The sequence below is a fragment of the Sphingopyxis terrae subsp. terrae NBRC 15098 genome, from assembly GCF_001598815.1.
GTDB classification, from domain to species: domain Bacteria; phylum Pseudomonadota; class Alphaproteobacteria; order Sphingomonadales; family Sphingomonadaceae; genus Sphingopyxis; species Sphingopyxis terrae.
In genome coordinates this window covers 285,166-309,687 of sequence record NZ_BCZQ01000004.1, presented here as the reverse complement: position 1 = coordinate 309,687, position 24,522 = coordinate 285,166, and the positions used below count along the sequence as shown (strand labels likewise).

Sequence of the window (24,522 nt, the reverse complement as noted above, 5' to 3'; positions counted from 1 at the left end):
CGCCTCGACCTTAGGATGTCAGCCCGAAAGGGCCAGGCGCAACATGTTCCGTTTGTTCAAACATTATGTCCCGCACGCGGTCGTCTGGCTCGCATTGCTCGAATTTGCAGCGCTGTTTGCGTCTGCCAATGCGGCGTGGGCGCTTTATGCGCATATCGCCGGCTTCGATGCCGGTGACTTCGGCGATCGCTGGTTGCCGCTCACCACCTTTGCCGTCGCCAATTCGCTCGCGATGATGGCGACCGGCATGTATGGCGCCGAAGCGCTGCGATCGATGAAATTCGCGACGGCGCGCCTGCTCGCCGCGGTCTCGCTGGGCGTCATTTTCCTTTCGGTGGTCGGCTTTCTCTTGCCGACCGCGACGCTGTGGCGCGTCAACAGCTTTTACGCGATGGGATTGGCGATCGCGGCACTGTTTCTCATCCGGCTGGCGCTGACGCAAAGTGCGGGCGCCGATGCGTTCAAGCGGCGCATCCTCGTGCTGGGCGCCGGCGCGCGTGCAGCGCGGCTGCGCGCGCTGGCCGAGGCGCCGGGAAGCGGCATCGACGTCGTCGGCTTCGTTGCGATGACCGGGAACGAGCGCACGATTGCCGAGGCGGTCCCACGCGAAGCGATCGCGAACCTCTCCGACCATGTCGTTGCGCTGCGCGCGGGCGAGGTCGTGCTTGCGATGGAGGAGCGGCGCAATGCGCTGCCGCTCGCCGACCTGCTGCGCGTCAAGACCACCGGCGTGCATGTCAACGACATCGCCAGCTTCATCGAACGCGAGACGGGCCGCGTCGATCTGGCGACGACAAACCCCAGCGTGCTGATCTTTTCCGACGGCTTTTCGGCGGGGCAACGCATCTCCAAGGTCGGCAAACGGCTGTTCGATATCGTTGCCAGCCTGATCGTGCTGGTGATCGGCCTGCCGCTCGCGCTGATCGCGGCGCTTGCCGTGAAGCTCGATAGCAAGGGGCCGGTCCTCTATCGCCAGCCGCGCGTCGGTTTGTTCGGCGAACCCTATAATATCTTGAAGATCCGTTCGATGCGCACCGATGCCGAAGCGGCGGGCAAGGCGGTGTGGGCGGCGGAAAACGACCCCCGCATCACGCGCGTCGGCCACATCATCCGCAAGCTGCGCATCGACGAGCTGCCGCAGCTCTGGTGCGTGCTGAAGGGCGAGATGAGCTTCGTCGGCCCGCGCCCCGAACGGCCGAGCTTCGTCGACGAACTCGAACGTCAGCTTCCCTATTATGCCGAGCGTCACATGGTGAAGCCCGGCCTGACCGGCTGGGCTCAGATCAACTATCCCTATGGCGCGTCGGTCGAAGATGCGCGGGTGAAGCTGGAATATGATCTCTATTATGCGAAAAATTATTCTCCCTTTCTCGATCTTCTGATCCTGCTCCAGACGGTGCGCGTCGTGCTGTGGCCGGAGGGCGCGCGCTGACGATGACGCTGCTCGCCGGCCTTACGCATTTGCTCGCCGGGCTTGGGACCTTGGGCTTTTCGGGTGCCGCGATCTGGCTGCTCGTGCGGCCGCGCGCGCGCATGGCGGCCTTGCTCACCGCGCCGCGCGCCACGACTGCGGCGGCGGCGGCGATGGCCGTGTGGTGCGGCGCCTTGTGGCTCGCGGGGCCGGACAGTGCGGCCGCGCTCGTCGTGCAACCGCTGCGCGATGCGGCGATCCTGCTATGGCTCGGCGCCAGTTTCTGGAGTGCGGCGGCGCCGATGGGGCGGCCGCTGCGGCTGGTTCAGCGACTGCTGCTGACCATCTGTTTCCTGATGTTCGGTATCGGCGCGCTGTCGATCTGGCAGGGCGGCGATGCGGCCGAATCCTGGGCGGCGCCGACGCTTGCGATTTCGGCGATGATCGTCGCGACCGGCGGCTTGATCGTCGTCGATGGCGGCGTGCGCCGCGCGAGCGCCGCGATCCGCACCCCGGTGCTGGCAATCGCCGGCGGCTTCGCGATGCTGTGGACCTATGAGCTCAATATCCAGTTCATCGGGGCGCTGACCGGTACCCGCGCGACGACGCTGATCGCGCTGCTTCCCGCGGTCGCGCTGTTGATCCTGCCGCTGTTCGTGCTCGCCGCGATGGACGTCGGGCGCGAGCGTATCCGCCTGTCGCGCAGCGTCGCGGCACGGGGGATGTTGCTGCTCGCGGCGGCCGCATATCTGGTGCTGATCGGCGTCGTCGGGGCGGTCACGCGGCTGATTGGCGGCGATTATGGAGAGGCGGCGCAGGGGATCTTCCTGATCGCGGCGCTGGGAATCGGCGGCCTGCTGCTGCTATCGGCGCCGACGCGCGCCTGGCTGTCGGTGATGATCTCCAAGCATTTCTTCGAGCATCGCTATGATTACCGTGCCGAATGGCTGCGCTTCACCGCGACGCTGGGCCAGTTCGGTGAACGGGCGGGCGATGGCGTGGAGGGGGGCGAGGATGGGGGCGATCTCCACCGCCGTGTCGCCAAGGCGCTTGCCGAACTGACCGGCAGTCCCGGCGCGCTGCTGCTGGTACCCGACGGGCAGGGTGGCTTTCGGGCTGCTGACCGGTGGCGCTGGGCCGAGGCGGGCGAAGGTGAGGGGCAGGGCGATGCGTCGCTGTCGCCGCGATCGGCCTATATGCTTCAGGAAACGCGGCACATCGTCGATCTCGACGCTGAACGCGCGGGCAAGCGGCAGGGGGCGGAGGATCTGGCGATTCCCGACTGGCTGCTCTCCGACCCGCGGGCGTGGGTGGTGGTGCCCGTGCTGCATTTTCAGCGGATGATAGCGGTCGTGGTGCTCCACCGCCCGCCGGTGTCGCGCGCGCTCGACTGGGAGGATCTCGACGTGCTGCGCATCGCGGGCCAGCAGGCGGCGAGCTATCTGGCCGAAGCGCAGGGACAGCAGGCGCTGTCGGAAGCCAAGCGCTTCGACGAATTCAACCGCCGCTTCGCCTTCATCATGCACGACATCAAGAATCTGGCGAGCCAATTGTCGCTGCTCGCGCGCAATGCCGAGCGCCATGCCGACAAGCCGGAGTTTCGTGCCGACATGATCGAGACGCTGCGCATTTCGGCCGGGCGCCTGTCCGACCTGCTCGAACGGCTGTCGCCGCGCGGGCGTGGACCCGCGGGCGAGCGCGGACGCGTCCTGATCGAGCCGGTGCTCAACGACGTCGCAGCCGAAGTGCGCGCGCGCCGCGCGCTGTTCGTCGGGTGTCAGGCGGGGCTGACGGCGTGGGGCGATGCGGCGTCGATCCGCCAGATCGTCCAGCATCTCGTCACCAATGCCATCGACGCCTCGCCGTCCGATACGCCGGTGCAACTGATCGCGGTCGCCGAACAGGGCCGGGTGCGGATCGATGTCATCGACCAGGGCAGCGGCATGACGCGCGCCTTCATTCGCGACGAACTGTTCAAACCCTTTGTTTCGACCAAGGATGGCGGCTTCGGGCTGGGGGCGTTCGAGGCGATGGGATTGGCGCAGGCGATGGGCGGGCGGATCGAGGTGACGAGCGAGCCGGGCAAGGGCAGCGATTTTTCGCTGTGGCTGCCGCTCGCCGACGGGCGCGACGCGGTCAATGACGATCAGGACGACAGGAAAGCGGTAAATCAATGAGCGACACCGGCGCGCCTCGCCCGAAACTGCTGGTCGTCGAGGACGATCCGGGGCTGCAGACGCAGCTCAAATGGGCCTATGAGGATTATGAGGTGCTGGTCGCGGGCGACCATGACAGCGCGATCGACCTGCTGCGCGCGGAAGAACCTTCGGTGGTCACACTCGACCTCGGCCTGCCGCCCGATCCCGACGGGACGCGCGAGGGCTTCCGCATCCTGCAGGCGATCCTCGAGCTGAAGCCCGATACCAAGGTGATCGTCGTGTCCGGGCATGGCGAGCGCGCCAGCGCCCTTGCCGCGATCGCGAACGGGGCGTGGGACTTCTATCAGAAGCCGATCGACATCGACGAACTGGGGCTGATCGTCCGCCGCGCCTTTCACGTCCGCGCGCTCGAGGTCGAAAATGCGCGGCTTGCCGAGGCGGGGACAGGCGACAACCGCGTCCTCGGCGGCATGATCACCGGCGCCCCCGAAATGCAGAAGGTCGCGCGCACGATCGAGCGCGTCGCCAACCTCGACGTGTCGGTGATGCTGCTCGGCGCCAGCGGCACCGGCAAGGAATTGCTCGCGCGCGGGCTGCACGAGGCGAGCGGGCGGCGCGACGGCGCTTTCGTCGCGATCAACTGCGCCGCCATCCCCGAAAATCTGCTCGAAAGCGAATTGTTCGGGCATGAAAAAGGCGCGTTTACCGGCGCGGTCAAAACCACCGAGGGCAAGATCGAGCTGGCGCACGGCGGCACCCTGTTCCTCGACGAAGTCGGCGACATCCCACTCCCGCTGCAGGTGAAGCTGCTGCGCTTCCTGCAGGAACGCACGATCGAGCGCATCGGCGGCCGCAAGCCGATTGCAGTCGACACGCGGATCGTCTGTGCAACGCACCGCGACCTCGACGCGATGATCGCCCAAGGGGCCTTCCGCGATGACCTTTATTACCGGCTCGCCGAAATGGTGGTGAAGATCCCCGCGCTCGCCGAACGGCCGGGCGACGCGGTGCTGCTGGCGCGGAATTTCCTGCATAAATATGCGCCCGAAATGAACCCGGCGGTGCGTGGCTTTACCCCCGACGCGTTGCAGGCGATCGATGCGGCGCGCTGGCCGGGCAATGTGCGCGAGCTGGAAAACCGGATCAAGCGCGCGGTCATCATGGCCGACGGCAAGCTGGTGACGAAGGACGATCTCGACATGGCGGGGCGCGGCGACGAGCCCGGGGAAAGCCACCTCAATCTGCGCAGCGCGCGCGAAGCCGCCGACCGCGTGGCGATCCGCCGCGCGATGACGCAAAGCGAGGGGAATATCTCGCTTGCCTCGAAATTGCTCGGGATCAGTCGCCCGACGCTTTACGACCTGCTCAAGCAATATCGGATTCAGGCCTGAATGGCATGGCGCGGGCCTTGGCTGGCCGTGCTGGTCGCGGCGTCGGCGCTCGCCGGCTGCGCCGCGCCGCAGCCGCCGGGTTCGCGCGCCGACCTGCAGGAACGCCGCGCCGAACTGCAACGGGCGGTCGCCGACGATCCGCAATCGTTCGAACCGCGCATCCGGCTGATCCGCATATTGTTCCGGCTTGACGACGGAGTGGCGGCTGAGGCCGCGGTCAAGGCGACGATCGAGGCGGGCGGCAATCGCGCCGTGCTGCGCCCGCTGCTCGCGCGCGCCTATGCGATGCAGGGCGACGGCCGCCGCGCCTTCGACGAACTCGACGGCGGTCCGATCGCGCCCGAAATGATGGGGGAGGCGGCGTGGGTCGCGGGCAATGTCCATCTGGCCAATGGCGACCTTGCGTCGGCGCGCGACGCCTATGACCGCGCGGTGCGCGAATTACCGCGCGATTCGATGTTGTGGGTCGATGTCGCGCGCTTCCGCAATGCCAATGCCGATATCAAGGGCGCCCGCGATGCGGCCGACTATGCGATCGAACTTGATGGAACGAACAGCGCCGCGCTGGCGCTGAAGGCCAATCTCGTCCGCACCGAGGAGGGGCTGCGCGCATCGCTGCGCTGGTACGACGCGGCGCTCGCCGCCGATCCCGACAATGCCGGGGCGCTGATCGATCAGGCCGCGACGCTCGGCGATATCGGCCGCTATCGCGACATGCTGGTCGCGTTGCGCCACGCTGCGACGCTGATCCCCGGCGATCCGCGGATCTATTATCTGCAGGCGGTGCTCGCGGCGCGCGCCGACAATTATCAGCTCGCGCGCAGCCTGCTCCAGCGCACGCGCGGGCAGATGGACGACGAACCGGCCTTCATGCTGCTGAGCGCCATCGTCGAGTTGCAACTGGGCGGCGAGGCGGTCGGCGCGAGCTGGGCCGAGCGGCTGCTTGCCGAACAGCCCGACAATTTCACCGCGCGGCGCGTGCTGGCTGCGGCGAACTGGGCCGATGGCGACGACGACGGCGCGATGGCGGCGCTGCAACCGATCGTCGATCGCGGCGACGCCGATAGCTGGTCGCTGCTGCTTGCTGCACGCGTCGCTGCCGAAGAAGGCCGAGGCGGCGTATCTGCGGATTATCAGGCGCGCGCCGCCAGTCTGGCGCGCGGCGAGGGGGGGCCCTTTGCAGTCGATAACGACTATGGCCTGGTCGCGATGGCGGCCGATGCCGCCCCGCTCGATCCGGCAAAGGCGATCCCGGCGATCGCGGCCGACATGGCAAGCGGCCAATATGCCCGGGCCATCGCGCGCGCGACGCGGCTGCGCGACGCCAATCGCGGCGTCGCCGACGCGCATATCCTGCTCGGCGACGCGGCGCTGGCGGGCGAGCGCTATGATCTTGCCATCGCCGCCTATCGTGCCGCGCGCGATCTCGACGCGGGCGAGCGCACGACGCTGCGGCTCGCCAACGCGCTCTATCGCTCGGGCGATCCGGCGGGATCGGGCGCGGCGATCCTCGCGCTGCGCAATCGCCAGCCATCGAGCCTCGCCGCCGAACGGCTGGCGGGGCATCTGGCGATGGACTTGCGGCATTGGGATCAGGCGATCGCCCATTTCGAATGGGTGCGGCAACGGATCGGCAACCGCGACGTGGTCATCCTGCGCGAACTGGCGCGGGCCTGGGCCGCAAAGGGCGACGACGCCCGCGCGCTGCCGATGATCGCGCTCGCCTATCGCCTGCAACCGCTGAACGCCGACATCATGCGACTCTATGCCGATCTTCTCGAACGGCGCGGCAGGGATCAGGCGGCCGCCGACCTGCGCGACAAGGCCGATCAGATTGGACGGTGAGGGCTTAGCGTGCCCGCCCCCGGGCACAGATGCATTGTGACAGGCGAGCGCTTTGCGCTAAGGACGCCGAGGATTTCGGCCCAGGTGGGTGGGACGGCCGCAAGGAACAATGGAATGCAAAAGGAAGCGATGCCGCGCGTGAAGCGGCGCAAGCGGCTGGGCCCCGAAGTTCGCGAGGAGGGGCTGGCGGCGGCGCGGCGCTTGTTGCTTGAGGGCGGGCCCGGGGCGGTGACGCTGGCGAATATCGGTGACGACATCGGTATGTCGCATGCCAATGTCCTGCATCATTTCGGGTCGGCCGCCCGCCTTCAGTCTGCCCTGATGGGATCGATGATCAACGACCTGACGGTCGCACTTGGCCATGTGGTCGAATTGCTCAAGACCGACGCAGCGGCGCCGCGCGCGGTGACGGATCGGGTTTTCGACGCCTTCGACAAGGGCGGTGCCGGGCCGCTCGCGGCCTGGATCATCCTGTCGGGAGATGTGGCGCACCTTGAGCCCGTGCGCGAAGCGGTTTGCTCGCTCGTCGAAGCGATCGTTGGCCAATCGACGGACGAGGGCGCACAGAACCGGGTACGGGCAGCGGTGCTGATGATAGCGGTGAGTGCATTCGGCGACGCGGTGATTGGCCCTTATTTGCGCGACATGCTGGACCAAAAAGACGATGCGATGCGCGACCTGATGGCCCGTATCCTGCCCCTGTTCCTGCTTCCGTCGGGAATTCCGCCAGCCGCGTCCTGACCCTAGAATTGTTTTCGGATGTTAAGGCGGATGGTTCGGCCCAATGGGTCGATTTCGTCGCGCGTCAAACCGCGTCGCGTGGTCGCGCCCAAAACCGTCACCCTTTGATATCCGTTCAGAATATTCTGGACATCGAGGGATATTCTGAGATTGGACGCCCAATTTCGCGCGCGCGATATTCCGCCCTACCGTTCGGGCTCGACAAACAACCCCAGATTGAACTGCGCCCAGGATGGATAACGAAATTCCGTCGCGCCGACGGCGGCGTCCAAGCGGACGCGCGCCGGGCCATTCCAGTTCGCGTTCAGCGACGCCCCCATTCCGCGGCGCCCAACGGCCAGATTAAGCGCAACATTATGCCGGGGCAGCCCGCTGTCGCGTAACCGGTCGAGTACCAGAAGGCCGGGCCGTATGACCATTTTACTCGCCTGACCCGCCGGAAGCTGGAAGATAGACCTCAGAATCGCTTCGCGATACTGACGCCGAATATTCTTGGGTCCAGCGTAAATACGTTCGTGCTTAATCCCGTGTCGTCGCTGTTGGTGAATAAGTCGGTGATGGGCGATTTGTTGAAGACATTTTTAACGTAGAACTGAAATGTCAATTCATCATCGGGTCGCATCAGTGTTACCGCCAGGTTGACATTGTCCCATCCCTTCAAGCGGTCATAGGCGCTATTATATACGCGTGCGAAGCTTTTGGACTGACGGTAATAATCGCCTCTCAGGGTCAGTTCCCAATCACCATTGTCGATGGGAATAGTATATTGGGCACCGATATTGAATGTCAGGCGCGGTGCGTTGGGCAGCTCATTGCCTTCCAGATCGGCAAAAAATCCGCGTCCGCCGTTGGGTGCATCGGTGATCGGATTATATTCGAACCCGTAAAACTGATAGAGCGGCAAGCCGTCGGTGATGGACGGGTCGAAGGTTCCCATTTCCTTGGACCCACCGCACAACGCCTGCAGGGCATTCAGGCCCACGCCGAACTGGGTCACGGGATTGCTGAGGATATTCTCGACGATCTCTCGCGGCGCGATGCAGTTCGATGGCAGCTGGATCCACGGGCGCAGCAACACCCAGTCCGGATTGCCCTGTGTGCGGTTCATCACGTCGATTGATCGGGCACCCTTCTTGAGGCGGGTTCGCAGATATCCCAGATTGGCGTCGACCCGGAAAGCGCGCGACGGCTGCCATGCGGTTTCGAGTTCGAGGCCCCAGCTCGTCGCGTCGAAATTTTCATTGAGCGAAATGCGATCGACGATCTGCGAGATCTGGTAGTCTTCGTAATCATAATAGAATGCCGTCGCGTTCAGCGTGACCCGCCCCCCGTCGAAGCTGTTCTTCGTCCCGATTTCAAAGGCGGTCACATATTCGGGCTTGAAGGTCGCCGGCAGTGGCTGGAACTGGACGATACGCGGGTTCAGATTTGGGCGCGGCGGGTTGGTGCCGCCGCCTTTGTAACCGCGCGAGGCAGACGCATAGATCAGAGTCTGGTCGGCAAAGCCCAGATCGGGCTTCCAGTCGATCACGATGCGGCCCGTCGGTTCCGACCATTTCTGGACGACATCGGGATCGGTCGGATATCCGAAGCTTACATTGCCGCCGCTCGTCCCGATGGTCCCGCCGCCGCCGCCAAGCAGCAACTGGCTTTGCACCGGCGTGGTGGTTTTCTTGTCCTTGGTCCAGCGCAGGCCTGCGGTGATCTTCAGATTTTCGGTGACGTTCCAATAAGCCTCACCAAAAATCGCCCAGGATTTCGTCCGCACCAGATTGCGGCTGAGAAAATAATTATGGCCCTGTTCATCGAGGGAATCGATTGGATTGGGGTCGACGTAAACGCAATCGCTTCCCGTCGTTCCGATCGGGCAGGGGTCGTAATTGGTCGTGCCATAGGGGGGCGAACGATTGTACAGATTATATGCGATGTAGGTGAAGGCGTTGTTGAAAACGAAATAGTCGTCCTGCGTTTTGAAATCGAGATAATTGACGCCAAGGTTGAAATTGAACGGTCCGTCGAAGGAGGATTGCAGACGAAACTCCTGCGACCATTGGCGATTGCGCGACCGGCTGAGATCGACCGCCAGCAGCCGGTTGGAACAGCCCAGCTGCGGGTCGCAGAAAATGCCACCCGGCGCGGCATGAGCCTGGCTTATCGGAACCCCTGTTTGCGGGTCGAGCAGCCCGGTCGTATCGCTGAACAACGGTCCGGATACGAAGCGATTATAGTCCTGCGACGAATAGTAGCGATCGCGGGCATAGGCGGTCTGCGACACGAAGGTCAGGGCATCGGTGACGTCGAATTCCACATTGCCCTGGAAGATATCGTTCTTGGCGCGAAAAACCGGATCATAGCCGGTCGCGATTTCCCTGAGGTTGCGCGACTGGGTTGCATCGACAAAAGGATCGGTCGGAAGGAAGGCATAGACCTGCTGAAAGGAATTGCCCGGCGGAAGGCCCATCGGAATGACCACCTGACCGGCGACGACAAAGGCAAGGCCCGATCCGTTCGGCGTGCCATAGGCGGCATCGTCATAAAGCGACGCGGATTGGCAACCCTGGCTGAAGCGCCCCCGAAGATTCTCTTCAAGTGGCGTGACGACGCCCGGCTGCGTCCCATCGGGAATCCGGATGCCATTGATCTCTGCCGGGCCGGGATCGCGCGTGCACAATTGTTTGCCGGTGCGCGACCGATCGTCATCTTCATCGAAATGCTGCCAGATCGCATTTATTTTCAGGCGATCGCTGGGTTTCCACTGCATCGACAGGCGGGTCGACCAGAGCTGGCGGCCGTTGACGCGTCGCTGGGTAAATGTGTTGTAGTCGAACCCGTCGCGGCTTGTCAGTGCGCCGGCAGCGCGGATCGCCAGCGTGTCGGTGATGGGGACGTTGATCATCCCGCTGGCCCGCATGGTCTTGTAGTTGCCGACCTCGACCTTGGTATCGAGCCCGAACATGTCATCGGGCAACGCGGGAATCAGGTTCACCACCCCCGCCGTGGCGTTGCGGCCATAAAGCGTTCCCTGCGGGCCGCGTAGCACCTCGACCCGCTGCATGTCGAAGAGTTCGGATTCGAACAAGCGGTTGCGGATCAGCGGCGTGTTGTTGAAACTCACCGCGACCGCGGGATCGCTGGACGCCGAAATCGCCTTGGTCCCGATCCCGCGGATCGAGAAGTTGTACATGCTGAAATTGCTCTTGGAGAAATTCACGTTCGGGACCGCGCGCAGCAACTCCGAGCCGCTTTCGATCTTGTAATTGTCGAGCGCCTCGGCGGAGAAGGCAGATATCGCGATCGGCACATCCTGAATGGCTTCTTCGCGCTTCTGCGCCGTCACGATGATCAGATTGCCGTCCGTTGCTTCCTCGGCCTGTGGCCCCTGCTGAGCGGCCGCGGGAGTCGCGATGGCGATTCCCAACGCGAGAAGGCTGACCGTGCGCGAAATGCGAGCGGGCCGGATGTGTAGCATATTCTCTCCCCTGATTTTGTGCCGGTAGCCGGCTGGAGCTTTCTCCTGCCAGGAAGCTGAGCCATGTTGATATTGATGTCAATATACATTAAAACCAATGTATATATGAATAAAGGCTTGGCGTCTTTTTAGTGACTTAGCGCGCCTCCATGCCATGCTCCGCCCGCTCTCGGTCGCGCCCGCGCGCCCGAACGGAAGGCCGCCCCCCCTTATCCGGTATCGTCCTGCGTGCGTGATACGCCCTGCGATCTTTGCCATCGCATCATGGGCGGGGCGCAAGAAGATCGCTATCGTCGTTGCAGCCGATATGAACGGTATCGGCTACGCCCTTTCGCGTCTCCCGGTCCACGCTCGCGGCGGCCGTCGCGCAGATCACAGGGCTGGGTTCCGCCGACGATGCGGCAGGATCGAGTCCCGTTCCATCCATTGCGTGCGGGTATCGGCGATCGCGTGGCGTCCCAGCGGCGAGCCAATGGATTGACGCCCCTCACTCGCCGCGTTGCGGCCCCGCGGCGGGATCGGTGTCGAGCAGGTCTTCCAGAAACAGCGACATCAGCATGGCCTGGCTGCCGACGCCTGCCTTGGCATAGACTTGGCTGAGCTGCGCGCGCACGGTGCCTGACGCAGCGCCGCGGAGTCGAGCGATTTCGGCGACGTCGCAGCCCTTGAGCGCGAACAGCGCGACGTCGCTCTCTCCGCGCGTCAGTGACCAGGCATCGAAGCGATGGGCAATATGGTCGGCGAGTGCGCCGCGCGTGCGGGCGAGCGAATCGTCGGCGCGTGCGAGATCGCCTGCGATCCGGCGCAGGTGGCGCGCGCCGAGTACGACGCCGGCGAGCAGTGCGAGGGCGACGAGGCATTCCATCATCACCTCGACGCTGAAGCCGCGTCCGGCCTGTTCGATCAGATCGTCGATCCCGTCGACGACGAAATAGCTCGCGGCGACAGCCTGAAGCGCCACCACTGCTATCGGACCGATCAGACGGGGCAAAAGGCGGCTTTTACCGGGCGCGGACTGGGTAGATGGCATGGCACTTCCGCTTATCGGGACGGGAATAAGCGCCTGCTTATAGGGCGAAACGCTCCGCCGCGCTAATCGTGCGCCGCACAAGGAGATGCAAATGACCGATAGGGAAAAGCAGGTGCTGACCAAAGTGCCGGCGGTGACGCTGGGTTTCTGGCTCATCAAGATATTGGCGACCACCTTCGGCGAGACCGCGGGCGACACGGTGAGCATGTCGATGAATCTGGGCTATCTGGTCAGCACCGCGATTTTTGCCGCGGTGCTGGCGATGCTGATCGTCTGGCAGATTCGCGCGCGCGCCTTTCATCCCTTCCTCTATTGGGCGACGATCATCGCCTCGACGACGGCGGGCACGACGATGGCCGATTTTGCGACGCGCTCGCTCGGTATCGGCTATCCCGGCGGTTCGCTGCTCTTGCTCGGCGCGGTGCTGGCATCGCTCGCGGTCTGGCACCGGGTGCTCGGCAGCATCTCGATCCAGTCGGTGCACGAGCCGCGGGCCGAGCTCTATTACTGGCTGACGATTACCTTTTCGCAGACGCTGGGCACCGCGCTCGGCGACTGGATTGCCGACGGTCCGCTCGGCTACCTCGGGTCCGCAATCATCTTCGGTGCATTGCTCGCGCTGCTCGCCATCGCCTATTATCGCACCGCGATCAGCCATGTTGCGCTGTTCTGGGCGGCCTTCATCCTGACTCGCCCGCTCGGCGCGGTGGTCGGCGACTTTCTGGACAAGCCGCTCGACCATGGCGGGCTGGCGCTGAGCCGCGCCGGTGCATCGGCGGTGCTTGCCATCGCGATCGTCACGCTGATCCTCGCGCTGCCGCAGCGCGCCGCCGCGGCGCATGACGATCGCGGCGGCTGAGCGACCGGCTATTTCCGCTCGACCAGTTCGCGCAGCAGGAAGGCGTGGAGCATGGCCGCGCGCACGGCGTCCTCGGCATGGTCGGCGCCGACCGAGTGGCCGCCTTCCAGATATTCGTGATAATAGACGCGGTTGCCATAATCCTGCAGCTTTGCGGCCAATTTGCGGGCGTGGCCGGGATGGACGCGGTCGTCCTTCGTCGAAAGGTACAGGAAGATCGGCGGATATTTCACGCCCTTGCGGACATTCTGATAGGGCGAATATTTCGACAGGAAGGCCCAGTCGGCGGGATCGTCGGGATTGCCATATTCAGCGACCCACGAGGCGCCCGCGAGCAGCTTGTTATAGCGCTTCATATCCTCGAGCGGCGAGCCCGCAATGACCGCGCCATAGAGATCCGGGCGCTGCGTCATCGCGGCGCCGACCAGCACGCCGCCATTCGAGCGACCCGAAATGGCAATCCTGCCCTTGCTGCTGATGCCGGTCTTGACCAGATCCTCCGCGACGGCGTGGAGGTCGTCGAAACTGTTCTGGCGTTTTTCGCGCAGCGCCGCCTGGTGCCAGGCGGGGCCATATTCGCCGCCGCCGCGAATATTGGCGAGGACATAAGCGTTGCCGTCCTCGACCCAGAACAGGCCGAGCGGACCGGCGCGATAGGGCTGACCGGTCAGATAGCCCGGCGTCTGCGCGGCGCGGAAGCCGCCATAGGCGTGGATCAGCGCGGGCACGGGGCCTTTAGCGCCGGCTTTGCGGACGAGGAAATAGGGGGTCTTGGTGCCGTCCTTCGACGTCGCGAAGCGCTTTTCCACCGTCATGCCCTTGGCGTCGAAGGCTGCGGGCAGGCTTTGCACGACGCGCGGTGCGGCGTTGTCGGTGACGGCATAAAGCGTCGGCGGGTCGAGCATCGTTTCGGCAGTCGCGAAGATCGTGTCGCGCTTGGCGATCGCGCCGGCCAGATGCACCGTAGCGTTGGCCGCCAGCGGCACCTCGCGCTGGGTCCAGGTGCCGCTCGCGGGATCGCGGCGCAGCGCGAACAGCTTGCCTTCGACATCGTCGAGCGCCTTGACCCAGAGAATATTGTCGGTCGCGCTGACCTCCTCAATCGCCTGCGCCTTGGTCGGCGCCATCACCGCCGCCATTTTCGCGGGGCGTCCGGCCGCCGCGTCGGCGAGCGACAGCGCGACGAGCGAGCCTTCGCCGAAGCCGTCGGCGGGCTTGTTGAGGAAGATGATTGCCTGACCGCCGATGACATCGCGCAGGTCGGCGGTGTCGGGAATCGGCGCCGGGACGAAGCCCGCGCCGTGGGCGGCTCGGATGCTGTAGTCGCTGGTATAGAAACTCTTGTTGCGGGCGATGAGGATCCAGCGCGTCTTGCCGTCGTCGATCGCGATCGGGTTGATCCCGACATCGCTGGCTTCGCCTTCGGCGACCACCGCGGCGCTGGCGAGCGGGGTGCCGCGTTTCCAGCGCTTGACGATGCGCGGATAGCCCGACGCGGTCATGCTGCCTTTGCCATAGTCGGTGGCGACGAGTAGCGTGTCGGCGTCTTCCCATACGACCGCGCTCTTCGCCTGCGGCAGCGCAAAGCCGTCAGTCACGAAGCGGCCGGTGGTGCGGTCCCATTCGCGCACGACGTCCGAATCGGTGCCGCCGGGGCTGAGCGAGACGAGGCAGCGGGTGTAGGTGGGGGCAAGGCAGTCGGCGCCGTGCCAGACCCAGCTTTGCCCCTCCGCCTTGCCGAGCGCATCAACGTCGATCAGCGTCGTCCATTCGGGCGTTCCCGCAAGATAGGCACTCAGCGGACTTTGCCGCCAGATGCCGCGCGGATGGTCCGCATCGCGCCAGAAGTTGGTGATGGTATCGCCCATCACCTGACCGGGGTCGGCAATCTGGCGGTCGTCGTCGAGGATCGCTTTCGCGCGCGCCCGATCCTGTTCGAAACCGGGGCGGTTCAGGATCAGCTTGTCGGTCGCGGCATTTTCCGCCTTCACCCACGCGAGCGCCTTCGCCCCCTCGATATCCTCCAGCCACAACCAAGGGTCGGTCTCGGTCGCGGCAAAGGCCGCCGCGGACAGCGAACAGGCAAGGGCGAGCGCGGCAAGGCGGGCGCGGATCATCTCGGTCTCCATGAGCAGGGTCTGAAGCTGCTGTGCTAGCACTATCAGACACCCGATGGGAACCGCCTACTGGTCGATGACGATCGTTCCGGGGTGATGCTTGTCGAGATGTTTCCGGATGATGCGCAGGTTGCGCGTGTTCGAACGGAACAGAAAGTCGAAAGCGTCGCCGACAAGCGGGATGGCGCCAAGCGCGGTATCGACGCCGAGATTGCCCATCATCCGCCACAGCTTCCATTTGGGCATGCCCAGATTGCGCGCTTCCCAGATGATATAGGCCCCCATGACGGCGGTCACGACATCACCGACGACGGGCACCAGCCCGACGATCGCGTCGAGCCCGACCGGCCGATTGATGCCGGGAATGGTGAAGCTGCGTTCGAGGAGAAGCTCCAGCGTTTCGATGCGCTTGCGCAGCGCCGCGGGATTGTTGCGATCGGCAACCAAGGCTTCGAAAATCGCGTCCGTATTGGGCGTCGAGGGGGGCATCGGCGTCCTTTCCAACCGCGCACGACGATGTGCGCCTATTATTAGTTGGGTTTGGCGAGCAGGCGATTCAATGGGTGGGCCGCTCGCGCATTGGGTTTGAACCCCGCAAGCCGCTGCGATGCGACCGACCAGCGCAGCGGCGTGGCGATCGGAATGAACGGGGTGTAGCGCCCCAGCATCGTTTCGATCTCGCCGATCTGGCGCGCGCGCTGGCCACTGTCGATATTGAGCACGGCCTGATCGATCTTCGCCTGTGCCTCGCGGTTGCACAGCGTGTCGCGCTGGCACGACAGCCGGCGGAGCGCCCAGAGGGCGTCGTCATTCGGCGCCACCTCGTCGATCAGGCGCAGGTCCGATGCCGCATCCATAGCGACGCGGCGGCTTTCGATACCGATGCGGGCAAAGTCGGCGGCGACATAGGCAAAGAGAATGCGGCCGCCCGGCGTCTGGGGGACCGCGATGCGGAGCGGCGCAATCTCTCGCCCGGCGGCGCGCCAGCTATCGACCACCCGCTTCGACTGGGCGAAGCGCGAATCATTGTCGAAGTCGGCCCAGGCGGGTTGCAAGGGTTCAGGGCCGCCATCGCGGCGGTAGACCGCGGGCCGAAGCGCGCGCTGCGGCTGCCATTCGGCGAGGCCGAAGGCGTCGATCAGGCGCTGCCGCCGCACGACGCGCGACAGGGCGTCGCGGTTGATGTCGGAGGCGAGGAACCCTTCGGCGCTGGTGAAAGAAAGGCCGAAAAGCCCCGGCACCGGATCGACGATCAGGCGCGAGCGGCCGATGCTGGAGACGAGGAAATAGGGGAGGGTCGAAAAGCGGCCGCCGATCACCCCGTCGGCATAGCCATTATTGTAGCGTGCCAGCGCCCCGGCGGGCGTCGTGCCGACGAGTTCGACCGACGCGGCGGGATCGTTTGCGGCGGTTTCGGCGGCCTCGGGATCGTCGGCGAGCGGGTCGGGCGCGGGCGTCAGCAGCAGCGCGCGTCCGGCCTTGCGCGATCGCATCGGCCCCCAGCCCATGCCCTTGTAGACGATCGTCAACGAAGGCTGCGCGAGCAGTTCGAGCATATTGGGCTGCGGCACTGCGAGCCGGATTTCGATGACCTGATCGGTCATCGCACGGATCGTCTCGATCTCCGGGAAATCGTCCTTCAGCAGGTTGCGGCTGTTCGTGCCAAGATAGCCGCGCAGCACCGAAACCACGTCGTCGGCCGTGACTTCGCGACCGTTCGACCATTTTGCCTCGCGCAGCCGGAAAATATAGCTGCGCCCGTCGCCCGTCACCGTCCAGCGTTCGGCAAGGCCGGTGTCGATCTGGCCGTCGGCGTCATAGCCGACAAGCCCCTGCGCCGTCATTTCGAGCAGCGCCGCATTGGGCGCGGACAGTTCGCCGTTGAGCGGGCTCGCTGCGGCGTTGAGCGGCCCCATCGCGGCGATCCGCACCGGACCCCCGCCACCGCCGAACAGGCCGCATCCGGCGAGCGCGGCGACCAGCAGCGCGGAGCCCGCGAACCGCGCGCCGCGGCGCGAACGGAGGCTGCGGCGCGTCATATTCCTGTGCTTCCCCTGTGCCAGCGGTTGGTGCGGACGGCGGGACTCGAACCCGCACACCCGTTCGGATAGCAGATTTTAAGTCTGCTGCGTCTACCGATTCCGCCACGTCCGCGCACCGCGGCCTGTCATGCCGATGGGTGAGGGGAGGTCAAGTCATCTTTGCCGCTTTGTCCCGGCGCGCTCCTCGGCTAGACCGGCGCGCATGACAGCGGTTCTGGAAATTTCCGGTCTGGGAAAGACTTACAAGAGCGGGCATCGCGCCTTGGCGGGTGTCGACCTCAGCATCGAGAAGGGCGAGATATTTGCGTTGCTCGGCCCCAATGGGGCAGGCAAGACGACGCTGATCAGCATCGTCTGCGGTATCGTCACGCCGAGCGAAGGCACGGTGACGGTCGGCGGTCACGATCATGCCCGCGACTATCGCGCGGCGCGATCGATGATCGGGCTGGTGCCGCAGGAACTGCATACGGATTCGTTCGAAACGGTGATGGCCACCGTCACTTTTTCGCGCGGGCTGTTCGGCAAACCGCGCGATCCGGCGTTCATCGAGCAATTGCTGAAGGATCTGTCGCTGTGGGACAAGCGCGGCAGCAAGATCATGGAATTGTCGGGCGGAATGAAACGCCGCGTGATGATCGCCAAGGCGCTGAGCCACGAACCCGAAATCCTCTTCCTCGACGAACCGACCGCGGGGGTCGACGTCGAACTGCGCCGCGACATGTGGAATATGGTGCGGGGCCTGCGCGAGCGCGGGGTGACGATCATTCTGACCACCCATTATATCGAAGAGGCCGAAGAAATGGCCGACCGCGTCGGCGTCATCACGCGCGGCAAGCTGATCCTCGTCGAAGAGAAGAACGCGCTGATCAAGAAGCTTGGACGCAAGACGTTGACGCTCAATCTTGCCGAGCCGCTCGACGCCGTTCCGGCCGAGCTCGCCGACTGGACGCTCGAACTGGCGGGGGAGGGGCATGAGCTTGTCTATGAATTCGACAGCCAGGCCGAGGCGACCGGCGTACCTTCGCTGCTGCGGCGGATGACCGATATCGGCATCGCTTTCAAGGATCTGCACACGCGGCAAAGCTCGCTCGAGGATATTTTCGTCGGGCTGGTACACGAACCCAGGGACGGCGAAGGAGCGGCGGCATGATCGGCAACGTCCGCGGTATCCGCGCGATCTATATGTTCGAGATGGCGCGCTTCGGGCGCACGGTGTGGACCAGCCTGATGCTGCCCGTCATCACCACCACGCTCTATTTCGTCGTCTTCGGATCGGCGATCGGCAGCCGGATGAGCGACGTCAGCTCGGTGCCCTATGGCGCGTTCATCGTGCCGGGGCTAATGATGCTGACGATGTTCACCGAAAGCATCAGCAACGCGAGCTTCGGCATCTACATGCCCAAATGGACGGGGACGATCTACGAGATGCTCTCGTCGCCCATGTCGCCGCTCGAATTGCTGATCGCCTATGTCGGCGCGGCGGCAACCAAATCGGTAATCATCGGCGCGATCATTTTCGCGACCGCGCATCTGTTCGTCGACATTCAGGTGGCGCATCCGCTGCTGATGGTCGGCTTCATGGTGCTGATGGCGGTGACCTTCTGCCTCTTCGGCTTCATCATCGGTATCTGGGCGCAGAGCTTTGAACAGCTGCAGGTGATCCCGCTGCTCGTCGTCTATCCGCTGACCTTCCTGGGCGGCGCCTTCTATTCGCTCGACATGCTGCCGGCCGCGTGGCGCGCGGTGACGCTGTTCAATCCCGTCGTCTATCTGATCAGCGGCTTTCGCTGGACCTTTTTCGGACAGGGCGACGTGGCGATCGAGGTCAGCATGGGCGCGGTGGCGCTGTTTCTGGCGCTGTGCCTCGGCCTGATCTTCTGGATGTTCCGCACGGGCTACCGGCTCAAGAACTGAGGCTGAAATTTGTCATTGCGAGCGTAGCGAAGCAATCCAGAGCGGTTTACGCCGGCTCTGGATTGCTTCGCTACGCTCGCAATGACGAGGTGTGAACTTTCAGCCGTTCAGCCGCTCGCGCATTTCCTTGCCCGGCTTGAAATAGGGCACGCTCTTGGCGCTTACCGCGACCGGCGCGCCGGTGCGCGGATTGCGCCCGGTGCGCGACTCGCGTTCGCGGGTCGAGAAGGCGCCGAAGCCGCGCAGCTCGACGCGGCCCCCCGCCGCAAGCTGCTCGACGATGGCGTCGAAGAATTCATCGATGATGCGTTCCACCTCTTCGAGGCGCAAATCGCTGTTTTCACTCGCGATCATTTGAACCAGTTCCGACCGGATCATCAGCTTCCCCTAGTTATCACGCGCGCCCCACGGGCGCAGGCCATCCGGTCTTTGCCGGTTCCACAGCGTGAGGACCCCTCCCAACGCGGCATGGAACCTATCATGATTCAGGGTTCTTTCAAAACATATCGCTGAAAGAAAAAGGCCCGCAGAGGGACACTCTGCGGGCCTTTTGTTTCACCGCAAAAGCGGGGAAGGATTAATCCTTCTTGCCGGCCTTCAGCGCTTCGCCGAGGATGTCGCCGAGCGACGCACCCGAATCCGACGAACCATATTGTGCGACGGCTTCCTTTTCTTCGGCGATCTGCATCGCCTTGACCGAGAAGCTGGGCTTCTTCGAACGATCGAAGCCGGTGACCATCGCGTCGAACTTCTGACCGACCTGATAGCGCTCGGGGCGCTGTTCGTCGCGGTCGCGGCCAAGGTCGGCGCGCTTGATGAAGCCGGTGGCGCCATCTTCGCCGGCCTGAACTTCGAGGCCGTTGTCGCGGACTTCGAGGACCGAGACGGTGACGACATCGTTCTTCTTCAGCGAGCCCGAAGCGGCGACGCCGCCGCCGACGGCCGGAGCACCCTTTTCAAGCTGCTTGATGCCGAGGCTGATGCGTTCCTTCTCGACGTCGACGTCGAGAACGACGACCTGCACATTCTCGCCCTTGCGGTGGAGGTGGAGCGCTTCTTCGCCCGAGATGCCCCACGCGATGTCCGACATGTGAACCATGCCGTCGACGTCGCCCGGAAGGCCGACGAACAGACCGAATTCGGTCGCGTTCTTGACTTCGCCTTCGACAACCGAGCCAACCGGATGCGCTTCGGCGAAGGCACCCCAAGGGTTCGACTGGGCCTGCTTGAGGCCAAGCGAGATGCGGCGCTTGTCGCTGTCGACTTCGAGGACGATGACGTCGACTTCCTGGCTCGTCGAAACGATCTTGCCGGGGTGGACGTTCTTCTTGACCCACGACATTTCGCTGACGTGGACCAAGCCTTCGATGCCGGGTTCGAGTTCGACGAACGCACCATAGTCGGTGATGTTCGTGACCGTGCCGGTGAGCTTCGCCCCGACCGGATACTTGGCCGCGACGCCTTCCCAAGGATCGCTTTCGAGCTGCTTCATGCCGAGGCTGATGCGCTGCGTGTCGCGGTTGATGCGGATGATCTGCACCTTAACCGTGTCACCGATGTTGATGACTTCGCTCGGGTGGTTGACGCGCTTGTAGCTCATGTCGGTGACATGGAGCAGGCCGTCGATGCCGCCGAGGTCAACGAACGCACCATAATCGGTGATGTTCTTGACCGCGCCTTCGATGATCTGACCTTCTTCCAGGTTCTGGATCAGGCCCGAACGCTGTTCGGCGCGCGTTTCTTCAAGGATGGCGCGGCGCGACACGACGATATTGCCGCGGCGGCGATCCATCTTGAGGATCTGGAACGGCTGCGGCAGATCCATGAGCGGGCCGACGTCGCGCACGGGGCGGATGTCGACCTGGCTACCGGGAAGGAACGCCACGGCGCCGCCAAGGTCGACGGTGAAGCCGCCCTTGACGCGGCCGAAGATAACGCCTTCGACGCGGGCTTCCTTGTTGAATTCTTCTTCCAGGCGGTCCCAGGCGGCTTCGCGGCGAGCGCGGTCGCGCGACAGCATGGTTTCGCCATTGGCGTTTTCGACGCGGTCGACATAGACTTCGACTTCGTCGCCGACGTTGAGGTCGGCCTTCTGGCCGGGCATCGCGAATTCGCGAAGCGGCACGCGGCCTTCGCTCTTCAGACCGATATCGATCACTGCCAGGTCATTTTCGATCGCGGTCACGGTGCCCTTGACGACGCGGCCTTCAAAGCCGCCATCAGCACCACCCAGCGATTCGTCGAGCATCGCGGCGAAATCGTCGCGCGACGGAAAAGCCGTAGAGGCCATATGGGTTCTTCCTTACTTCATTTGTTCCGGCCAAGCGGTTGGTTCCGCTGGTCTTGTGGCCGATCCGTCCTGCCCGCCGGATGCAAAGCAGAACATCCTCGGGACCGGTTGGCGGCAGAAGCACGGGCAAAGCAAAAAGGGCGCGACGGGAATAACCCATCACGCCCGACGCTCGATATAGAGCGGCGGTTCGTCCGTGCCTCGACCGGCCACAAGGCCCGTCGGACGGCGCGCGTATAGTCGCGAACGCGGCTTTCGGCAAGGCGAAAAGCCCTATCGGCCGCGGGCTCCTGTCAGCCGCGCGCCTTTGTCCGTTCCGTGACGAAGGCGATGGCGGCGGCGATCGCTGCATCGCGGTCCATCGCCGAGGTGTCGAGCAGCATCGCATCGTCGGCGCGGAGCAGGGGGGCGTCGGCACGGCCCGTATCGCGGGCATCGCGAGCGCGAACATCGGCGAGCACGGCGCCATAGCCGATTTCGACCCCGCGCCCCAGCATCTCGGCATGCCGGCGGCGGGCGCGTTCTTCGGCGCTTGCCGTCACGAACAGTTTGGCGTCGGCGTGCGGCGCGATCACGGTGCCGATATCGCGCCCGTCGAGCACGGCGCCGCCAGGCTGGTTGGCGAAATCGACCTGCCGCTGGAACAGCGCCTTGCGCACCGCAGGATGCACCGACGCGCGGCTGGCGAGGCTGCCCGTGCTTTCGTAGCGAAGCGCGGGATCGTCGAGCAAGGCGTCCGGAAAATCGCAGGCGACGAGGGCGTCGGCCGCCTTGTCCGGATCGCCATGATTGAGCTGCGCCTGATAGCCCACAGCGCGATAGAGCAGCCCGGTATCGAGCACGGGGAGGCCGAAATGCTCGGCAAGCGCCTTGGCGATGGTGCCCTTGCCCGACGCAGTAGGGCCGTCGACCGCGATAATCATGCCGAATCACCGCGGGTACGGCGCGCGCGGAGGGCGCGCAGCAAGCCCCAGGAAGCGATCAGCGCCCAAGCCCCTTCGAGCAGAAACGCCGCCAAGTTGAAATGAACCGACAGCGAGATCAGCAGCAAAATCGCGCCGACAAGGTTCACCGCATTGAACAGCAGCTGGTCCAGCCTCTTGGCGATGTTCGCATAGGCGAATGCAGCGATGAACAGGATGCTGCCGATGATGCCGATCGCGTTCGCGGCAAAGGAGGAGATATAGGCGCTCATATGAACTGATAACCGTCAAATCGCACGCGGAGCAGCCGGCCATCGTGGTCGAAGCCGATTTCGACCCAGCCGGGGTTGAGCGTCGCGCCGCATTCGACGGGGCCGACGTTTCCCGACACGAGCGACGGGTCGCAGTCGAACGCCACATCGGGCAGAAAGCGGCGAACCCGGGCCATCACCTCGGACTGGTCGCGCGCCGTCCCGATATCGAGCGCGCCGATCGGTCGCCCTTCGAACTCGCTTGCCTCCACCGTCTTGATCATGACACGGAGGTCGTCGGCGCCGTCTCCGTACAGAAAATGACGCACACCGGCGGCGTCGCGCCGTTCGCAGCCCTCGTCGGGGATGCAGGGCTCGTCGTCGATCGGCCGAAGTCCGCTGCCGGCGTCTGCCGCACGGCTATCGATCGGATAATCGGAAAAGCTCCGGTCGACCCGAAGCTGCGCACCGCTCGGACAATATTCGACGTCGCCGTCGCACGTCGCGCTGGTGACCGATGCCGTCGGGTCCGGCGCGCGCGCTGTATCGGCAAAGGCGCCCGCCGTGTCGGCGGTTGTCGGAAGGGTGGCGCCCTGTTGCACGCCGGCCGCGCCGGCACTTAGGCCGAGGAGCGCGATCGGGGCCGCGATGGACAGGATGGAACGACGGTTCATCGCTGCAGGCCCTCCAGCAACGCCTCGAAATTGGGAAAGCTCGTTGCGACCGGTGCCATATCGTCGATCGTCACGGGGGCCTTGCTGACGAGGCCCGCGATGGCGAAGCTCATGCAGATGCGGTGGTCGAGATGGCCGGCGACGGTCGCGCCGCCGGGTAGCGGGTCGCCGCCGGTGCCGTGGATGACGAGGCCGTCCTCGCTGTCCTCGACCCGCACGCCGATCGCCGCGAGGCCCGCGGCCATGACCGACAGCCGGTCGCTTTCCTTGACGCGCAGCTCGTCGAGGCCGGTCGTCACGGTCGTCCCCTCGGCAAGCGCGGCGGCGACGAAGAGAATCGGATATTCGTCGATCATGCTCGGCGCGATGGCCGGATCGACCGCGATGCCGCGGAGCAGGCTGTGGCGGACGCGCAGGTCGGCGACGGGCTCGCCGCCGACTTCGCGCGCATCGAGCAGTTCGATATCCCCGCCCATCGCCTTCAATACCTCGACCAGGCCGGCGCGGGTCGGGTTGAGGCCGACATTGGCAATGGTGACGTCCGATCCGGGGACGAGCAGCGCTGCAACGATGAAGAAAGCGGCCGACGAGGGGTCGCCCGGAACGACGATCGTTTGCGGCCGCAATTCGGCTTCGCCCATCACCGAAATCCAGCGGGTGCCGTCGGGTTCTACTTCGACGTCCAGCGTGGCGCCGAAGCCCTTGAGCATCCGTTCGCTATGGTCGCGCGTCGGCACGGGTTCGATCACGGTGGTGATTCCCGGCGTATTGAGGCCGGCGAGCAGGATCGCCGACTTGACCTGCGCCGAGGCGACCGGAAGCCGATATTCGATCGGCACCGCGGGCGCGAGGCCGCGCACCATCAAGGGAAGGCGGCCACCCGGCGAGGCCGAGATGTCAGCGCCCATCTGCGACAACGGATCGATGACGCGCCCCATCGGGCGCCCCGACAGGCTGGCATCGCCGACGAAAGTGGTCGTGATCGGATGGCTGGAAACAAGGCCCATCAGCAGGCGCGTCGAGGTGCCGCTGTTGCCCATGTCGAGCGCTTCGCGCGGCTGGAGCAGGCCGCCGACACCGACGCCTTCAATGACCCATTCGCCGTCGCCGGTGCGGTCGATATTCGCGCCCATCGCGCGCATGGCCGCGGCGGTGGCGAGGACATCATGCCCCTCAAGCAGCCCGCTCACGCGGCTGGTGCCGACCGCGAGCGCCGACAACATCAGGGCGCGATGCGAAATGCTCTTGTCGCCGGGAATCGCGATCCTACCTTTAAGCGGAGCGGACGCGGCGAAGCTGCGGGGGCGGGCAGTCTGGTCAGTCATGGCGTGCGGCTTTTGACAGCGGCCCGACAATCTGGCAAGGCGCACGCCGATTTGACGGATCGCCGGCCCGGCGCCCATCTT

The 24,522-nt window shown here is 64.8% G+C and carries 19 protein-coding genes and 1 tRNA gene; 8 read left to right on the top strand and 12 right to left on the bottom strand.

Annotated features, from left to right (window positions below; translation table 11 throughout):
* Positions 1-43: 43 nt before the first annotated feature.
* From STE01S_RS04240 to STE01S_RS04220, 5 genes are read left to right on the top strand one after another with little or no spacing between them, the layout of a single operon-like run.
* A complete protein-coding gene (locus tag STE01S_RS04240) occupies positions 44-1,432 on the top strand; it encodes a TIGR03013 family XrtA/PEP-CTERM system glycosyltransferase (RefSeq protein ID WP_003044252.1) in 1,389 nt (462 codons plus the stop codon).
* A gap of 2 nt (positions 1,433-1,434) precedes the next feature.
* A complete protein-coding gene (gene prsK, locus STE01S_RS04235) occupies positions 1,435-3,588 on the top strand; it encodes an XrtA/PEP-CTERM system histidine kinase PrsK (protein ID WP_062765196.1) in 2,154 nt (717 codons plus the stop codon).
* The gene (prsR, locus tag STE01S_RS04230; RefSeq protein ID WP_062765114.1) at positions 3,585-4,961 is read left to right on the top strand and encodes a PEP-CTERM-box response regulator transcription factor; all 1,377 of its coding nucleotides are present in this window, start codon (positions 3,585-3,587) and stop codon (positions 4,959-4,961) included. The genes prsK and prsR overlap by 4 nt, the downstream gene beginning before the upstream one ends.
* Complete coding sequence (locus STE01S_RS04225) at positions 4,962-6,806, top strand: tetratricopeptide repeat protein (protein ID WP_062765111.1); 1,845 nt, start codon at positions 4,962-4,964, stop codon at positions 6,804-6,806.
* Between the two features lie 9 nt (positions 6,807-6,815).
* Positions 6,816-7,547 carry a TetR/AcrR family transcriptional regulator gene (locus STE01S_RS04220; RefSeq protein ID WP_255265874.1) on the top strand — a complete coding sequence of 244 codons (732 nt, stop codon included), beginning with the start codon at positions 6,816-6,818 and terminating at the stop codon, positions 7,545-7,547.
* A 457-nt stretch (positions 7,548-8,004) separates the two neighbouring features.
* On the opposite strand, the gene STE01S_RS04215 is transcribed toward STE01S_RS04220, so the two are convergent.
* Positions 8,005-11,016 (bottom strand): TonB-dependent receptor, encoded by a 3,012-nt coding sequence (locus STE01S_RS04215; protein ID WP_062765109.1) that lies wholly within the window; start codon positions 11,014-11,016, stop codon positions 8,005-8,007.
* Positions 11,017-11,503: 487 nt separating this feature from the next.
* Positions 11,504-11,977 carry a helix-turn-helix transcriptional regulator gene (locus STE01S_RS04210; protein ID WP_255265873.1) on the bottom strand — a complete coding sequence of 158 codons (474 nt, stop codon included), beginning with the start codon at positions 11,975-11,977 and terminating at the stop codon, positions 11,504-11,506.
* Positions 11,978-12,137: 160 nt separating this feature from the next.
* Between STE01S_RS04210 and STE01S_RS04205 the strand changes: the two genes are divergently transcribed.
* Positions 12,138-12,905, top strand: coding sequence for a COG4705 family protein (locus tag STE01S_RS04205; RefSeq protein ID WP_062765194.1), 768 nt, complete (start codon positions 12,138-12,140; stop codon positions 12,903-12,905).
* A gap of 8 nt (positions 12,906-12,913) precedes the next feature.
* Here the strand turns inward: STE01S_RS04205 and STE01S_RS04200 are convergent, their stop codons facing one another.
* The 4 genes from STE01S_RS04200 to STE01S_RS04185 all read right to left on the bottom strand — a co-directional run bounded on the left by STE01S_RS04200 (position 12,914) and on the right by STE01S_RS04185 (position 17,176).
* Entirely contained in the window at positions 12,914-15,022 is a 2,109-nt protein-coding gene (locus STE01S_RS04200; protein ID WP_062765191.1) for a prolyl oligopeptidase family serine peptidase, read from the bottom strand.
* A gap of 66 nt (positions 15,023-15,088) precedes the next feature.
* Positions 15,089-15,511, bottom strand: a complete 423-nt coding sequence (locus STE01S_RS04195; protein WP_003044221.1) for a DUF4112 domain-containing protein — start codon at positions 15,509-15,511, stop codon at positions 15,089-15,091.
* Positions 15,512-15,552: 41 nt separating this feature from the next.
* Positions 15,553-17,061 carry an ABC transporter substrate-binding protein gene (locus STE01S_RS04190; protein WP_062765103.1) on the bottom strand — a complete coding sequence of 503 codons (1,509 nt, stop codon included), beginning with the start codon at positions 17,059-17,061 and terminating at the stop codon, positions 15,553-15,555.
* Positions 17,062-17,089: 28 nt separating this feature from the next.
* Positions 17,090-17,176 (bottom strand) — tRNA-Leu (locus tag STE01S_RS04185).
* Between the two features lie 90 nt (positions 17,177-17,266).
* On the opposite strand from STE01S_RS04185, the gene STE01S_RS04180 reads away from it, so the two are divergent.
* Both STE01S_RS04180 and STE01S_RS04175 read left to right on the top strand, forming a co-directional pair.
* Positions 17,267-18,214, top strand: coding sequence for an ABC transporter ATP-binding protein (locus STE01S_RS04180; protein WP_062765101.1), 948 nt, complete (start codon positions 17,267-17,269; stop codon positions 18,212-18,214).
* Positions 18,211-18,978 carry an ABC transporter permease gene (locus STE01S_RS04175; RefSeq protein WP_003044212.1) on the top strand — a complete coding sequence of 256 codons (768 nt, stop codon included), beginning with the start codon at positions 18,211-18,213 and terminating at the stop codon, positions 18,976-18,978. The genes STE01S_RS04180 and STE01S_RS04175 overlap by 4 nt, the downstream gene beginning before the upstream one ends.
* A 99-nt stretch (positions 18,979-19,077) precedes the next feature.
* Here the strand turns inward: STE01S_RS04175 and STE01S_RS04170 are convergent, their stop codons facing one another.
* The 6 genes from STE01S_RS04170 to aroA form a co-directional block, all read right to left on the bottom strand.
* Entirely contained in the window at positions 19,078-19,356 is a 279-nt protein-coding gene (locus tag STE01S_RS04170) for an integration host factor subunit beta (RefSeq protein WP_003044209.1), read from the bottom strand.
* Between the two features lie 199 nt (positions 19,357-19,555).
* Positions 19,556-21,268: a 30S ribosomal protein S1 gene (gene rpsA, locus STE01S_RS04165; RefSeq protein WP_003044206.1), complete on the bottom strand. Its 1,713-nt coding sequence runs from the start codon at positions 21,266-21,268 to the stop codon at positions 19,556-19,558.
* 293 nt (positions 21,269-21,561) lie between these two features.
* A complete protein-coding gene (locus tag STE01S_RS04160) occupies positions 21,562-22,191 on the bottom strand; it encodes a (d)CMP kinase (protein ID WP_062765098.1) in 630 nt (209 codons plus the stop codon).
* Positions 22,188-22,463, bottom strand: coding sequence for a CBU_0592 family membrane protein (locus STE01S_RS04155; protein WP_255265872.1), 276 nt, complete (start codon positions 22,461-22,463; stop codon positions 22,188-22,190). Before STE01S_RS04155 ends, STE01S_RS04160 begins: the two co-directional genes overlap by 4 nt.
* The gene (locus STE01S_RS04150; protein WP_062765095.1) at positions 22,460-23,116 is read right to left on the bottom strand and encodes a hypothetical protein; all 657 of its coding nucleotides are present in this window, start codon (positions 23,114-23,116) and stop codon (positions 22,460-22,462) included. Before STE01S_RS04150 ends, STE01S_RS04155 begins: the two co-directional genes overlap by 4 nt.
* The gene (gene aroA / locus STE01S_RS04145; RefSeq protein ID WP_062765185.1) at positions 23,113-24,441 is read right to left on the bottom strand and encodes a 3-phosphoshikimate 1-carboxyvinyltransferase; all 1,329 of its coding nucleotides are present in this window, start codon (positions 24,439-24,441) and stop codon (positions 23,113-23,115) included. Before aroA ends, STE01S_RS04150 begins: the two co-directional genes overlap by 4 nt.
* Positions 24,442-24,522 lie beyond the last annotated feature (81 nt).

Excerpts from the sequence above, each read along its gene's own strand:
- STE01S_RS04195 (WP_003044221.1), bottom strand. The coding sequence starts at position 15,511 with ATGCCCCCCTCGACGCCCAATACGGACGCGATTTTCGAAGCCTTGGTT.
- STE01S_RS04240 (WP_003044252.1), top strand. The coding sequence starts at position 44 with ATGTTCCGTTTGTTCAAACATTATGTCCCGCACGCGGTCGTCTGGCTC.
- STE01S_RS04225 (WP_062765111.1), top strand. The coding sequence starts at position 4,962 with ATGGCATGGCGCGGGCCTTGGCTGGCCGTGCTGGTCGCGGCGTCGGCG.
- STE01S_RS04150 (WP_062765095.1), bottom strand. The coding sequence starts at position 23,116 with ATGAACCGTCGTTCCATCCTGTCCATCGCGGCCCCGATCGCGCTCCTC.
- rpsA (WP_003044206.1), bottom strand. The coding sequence starts at position 21,268 with ATGGCCTCTACGGCTTTTCCGTCGCGCGACGATTTCGCCGCGATGCTC.
- STE01S_RS04190 (WP_062765103.1), bottom strand. The coding sequence starts at position 17,061 with ATGACGCGCCGCAGCCTCCGTTCGCGCCGCGGCGCGCGGTTCGCGGGC.
- STE01S_RS04200 (WP_062765191.1), bottom strand. The coding sequence starts at position 15,022 with ATGATCCGCGCCCGCCTTGCCGCGCTCGCCCTTGCCTGTTCGCTGTCC.
- aroA (WP_062765185.1), bottom strand. The coding sequence starts at position 24,441 with ATGACTGACCAGACTGCCCGCCCCCGCAGCTTCGCCGCGTCCGCTCCG.
- STE01S_RS04180 (WP_062765101.1), top strand. The coding sequence starts at position 17,267 with ATGACAGCGGTTCTGGAAATTTCCGGTCTGGGAAAGACTTACAAGAGC.
- STE01S_RS04205 (WP_062765194.1), top strand. The coding sequence starts at position 12,138 with ATGACCGATAGGGAAAAGCAGGTGCTGACCAAAGTGCCGGCGGTGACG.
- prsK (WP_062765196.1), top strand. The coding sequence starts at position 1,435 with ATGACGCTGCTCGCCGGCCTTACGCATTTGCTCGCCGGGCTTGGGACC.
- STE01S_RS04170 (WP_003044209.1), bottom strand. The coding sequence starts at position 19,356 with ATGATCCGGTCGGAACTGGTTCAAATGATCGCGAGTGAAAACAGCGAT.
- prsR (WP_062765114.1), top strand. The coding sequence starts at position 3,585 with ATGAGCGACACCGGCGCGCCTCGCCCGAAACTGCTGGTCGTCGAGGAC.
- STE01S_RS04175 (WP_003044212.1), top strand. The coding sequence starts at position 18,211 with ATGATCGGCAACGTCCGCGGTATCCGCGCGATCTATATGTTCGAGATG.
- STE01S_RS04160 (WP_062765098.1), bottom strand. The coding sequence starts at position 22,191 with ATGATTATCGCGGTCGACGGCCCTACTGCGTCGGGCAAGGGCACCATC.
- STE01S_RS04215 (WP_062765109.1), bottom strand. The coding sequence starts at position 11,016 with ATGCTACACATCCGGCCCGCTCGCATTTCGCGCACGGTCAGCCTTCTC.
- STE01S_RS04155 (WP_255265872.1), bottom strand. The coding sequence starts at position 22,463 with ATGAGCGCCTATATCTCCTCCTTTGCCGCGAACGCGATCGGCATCATC.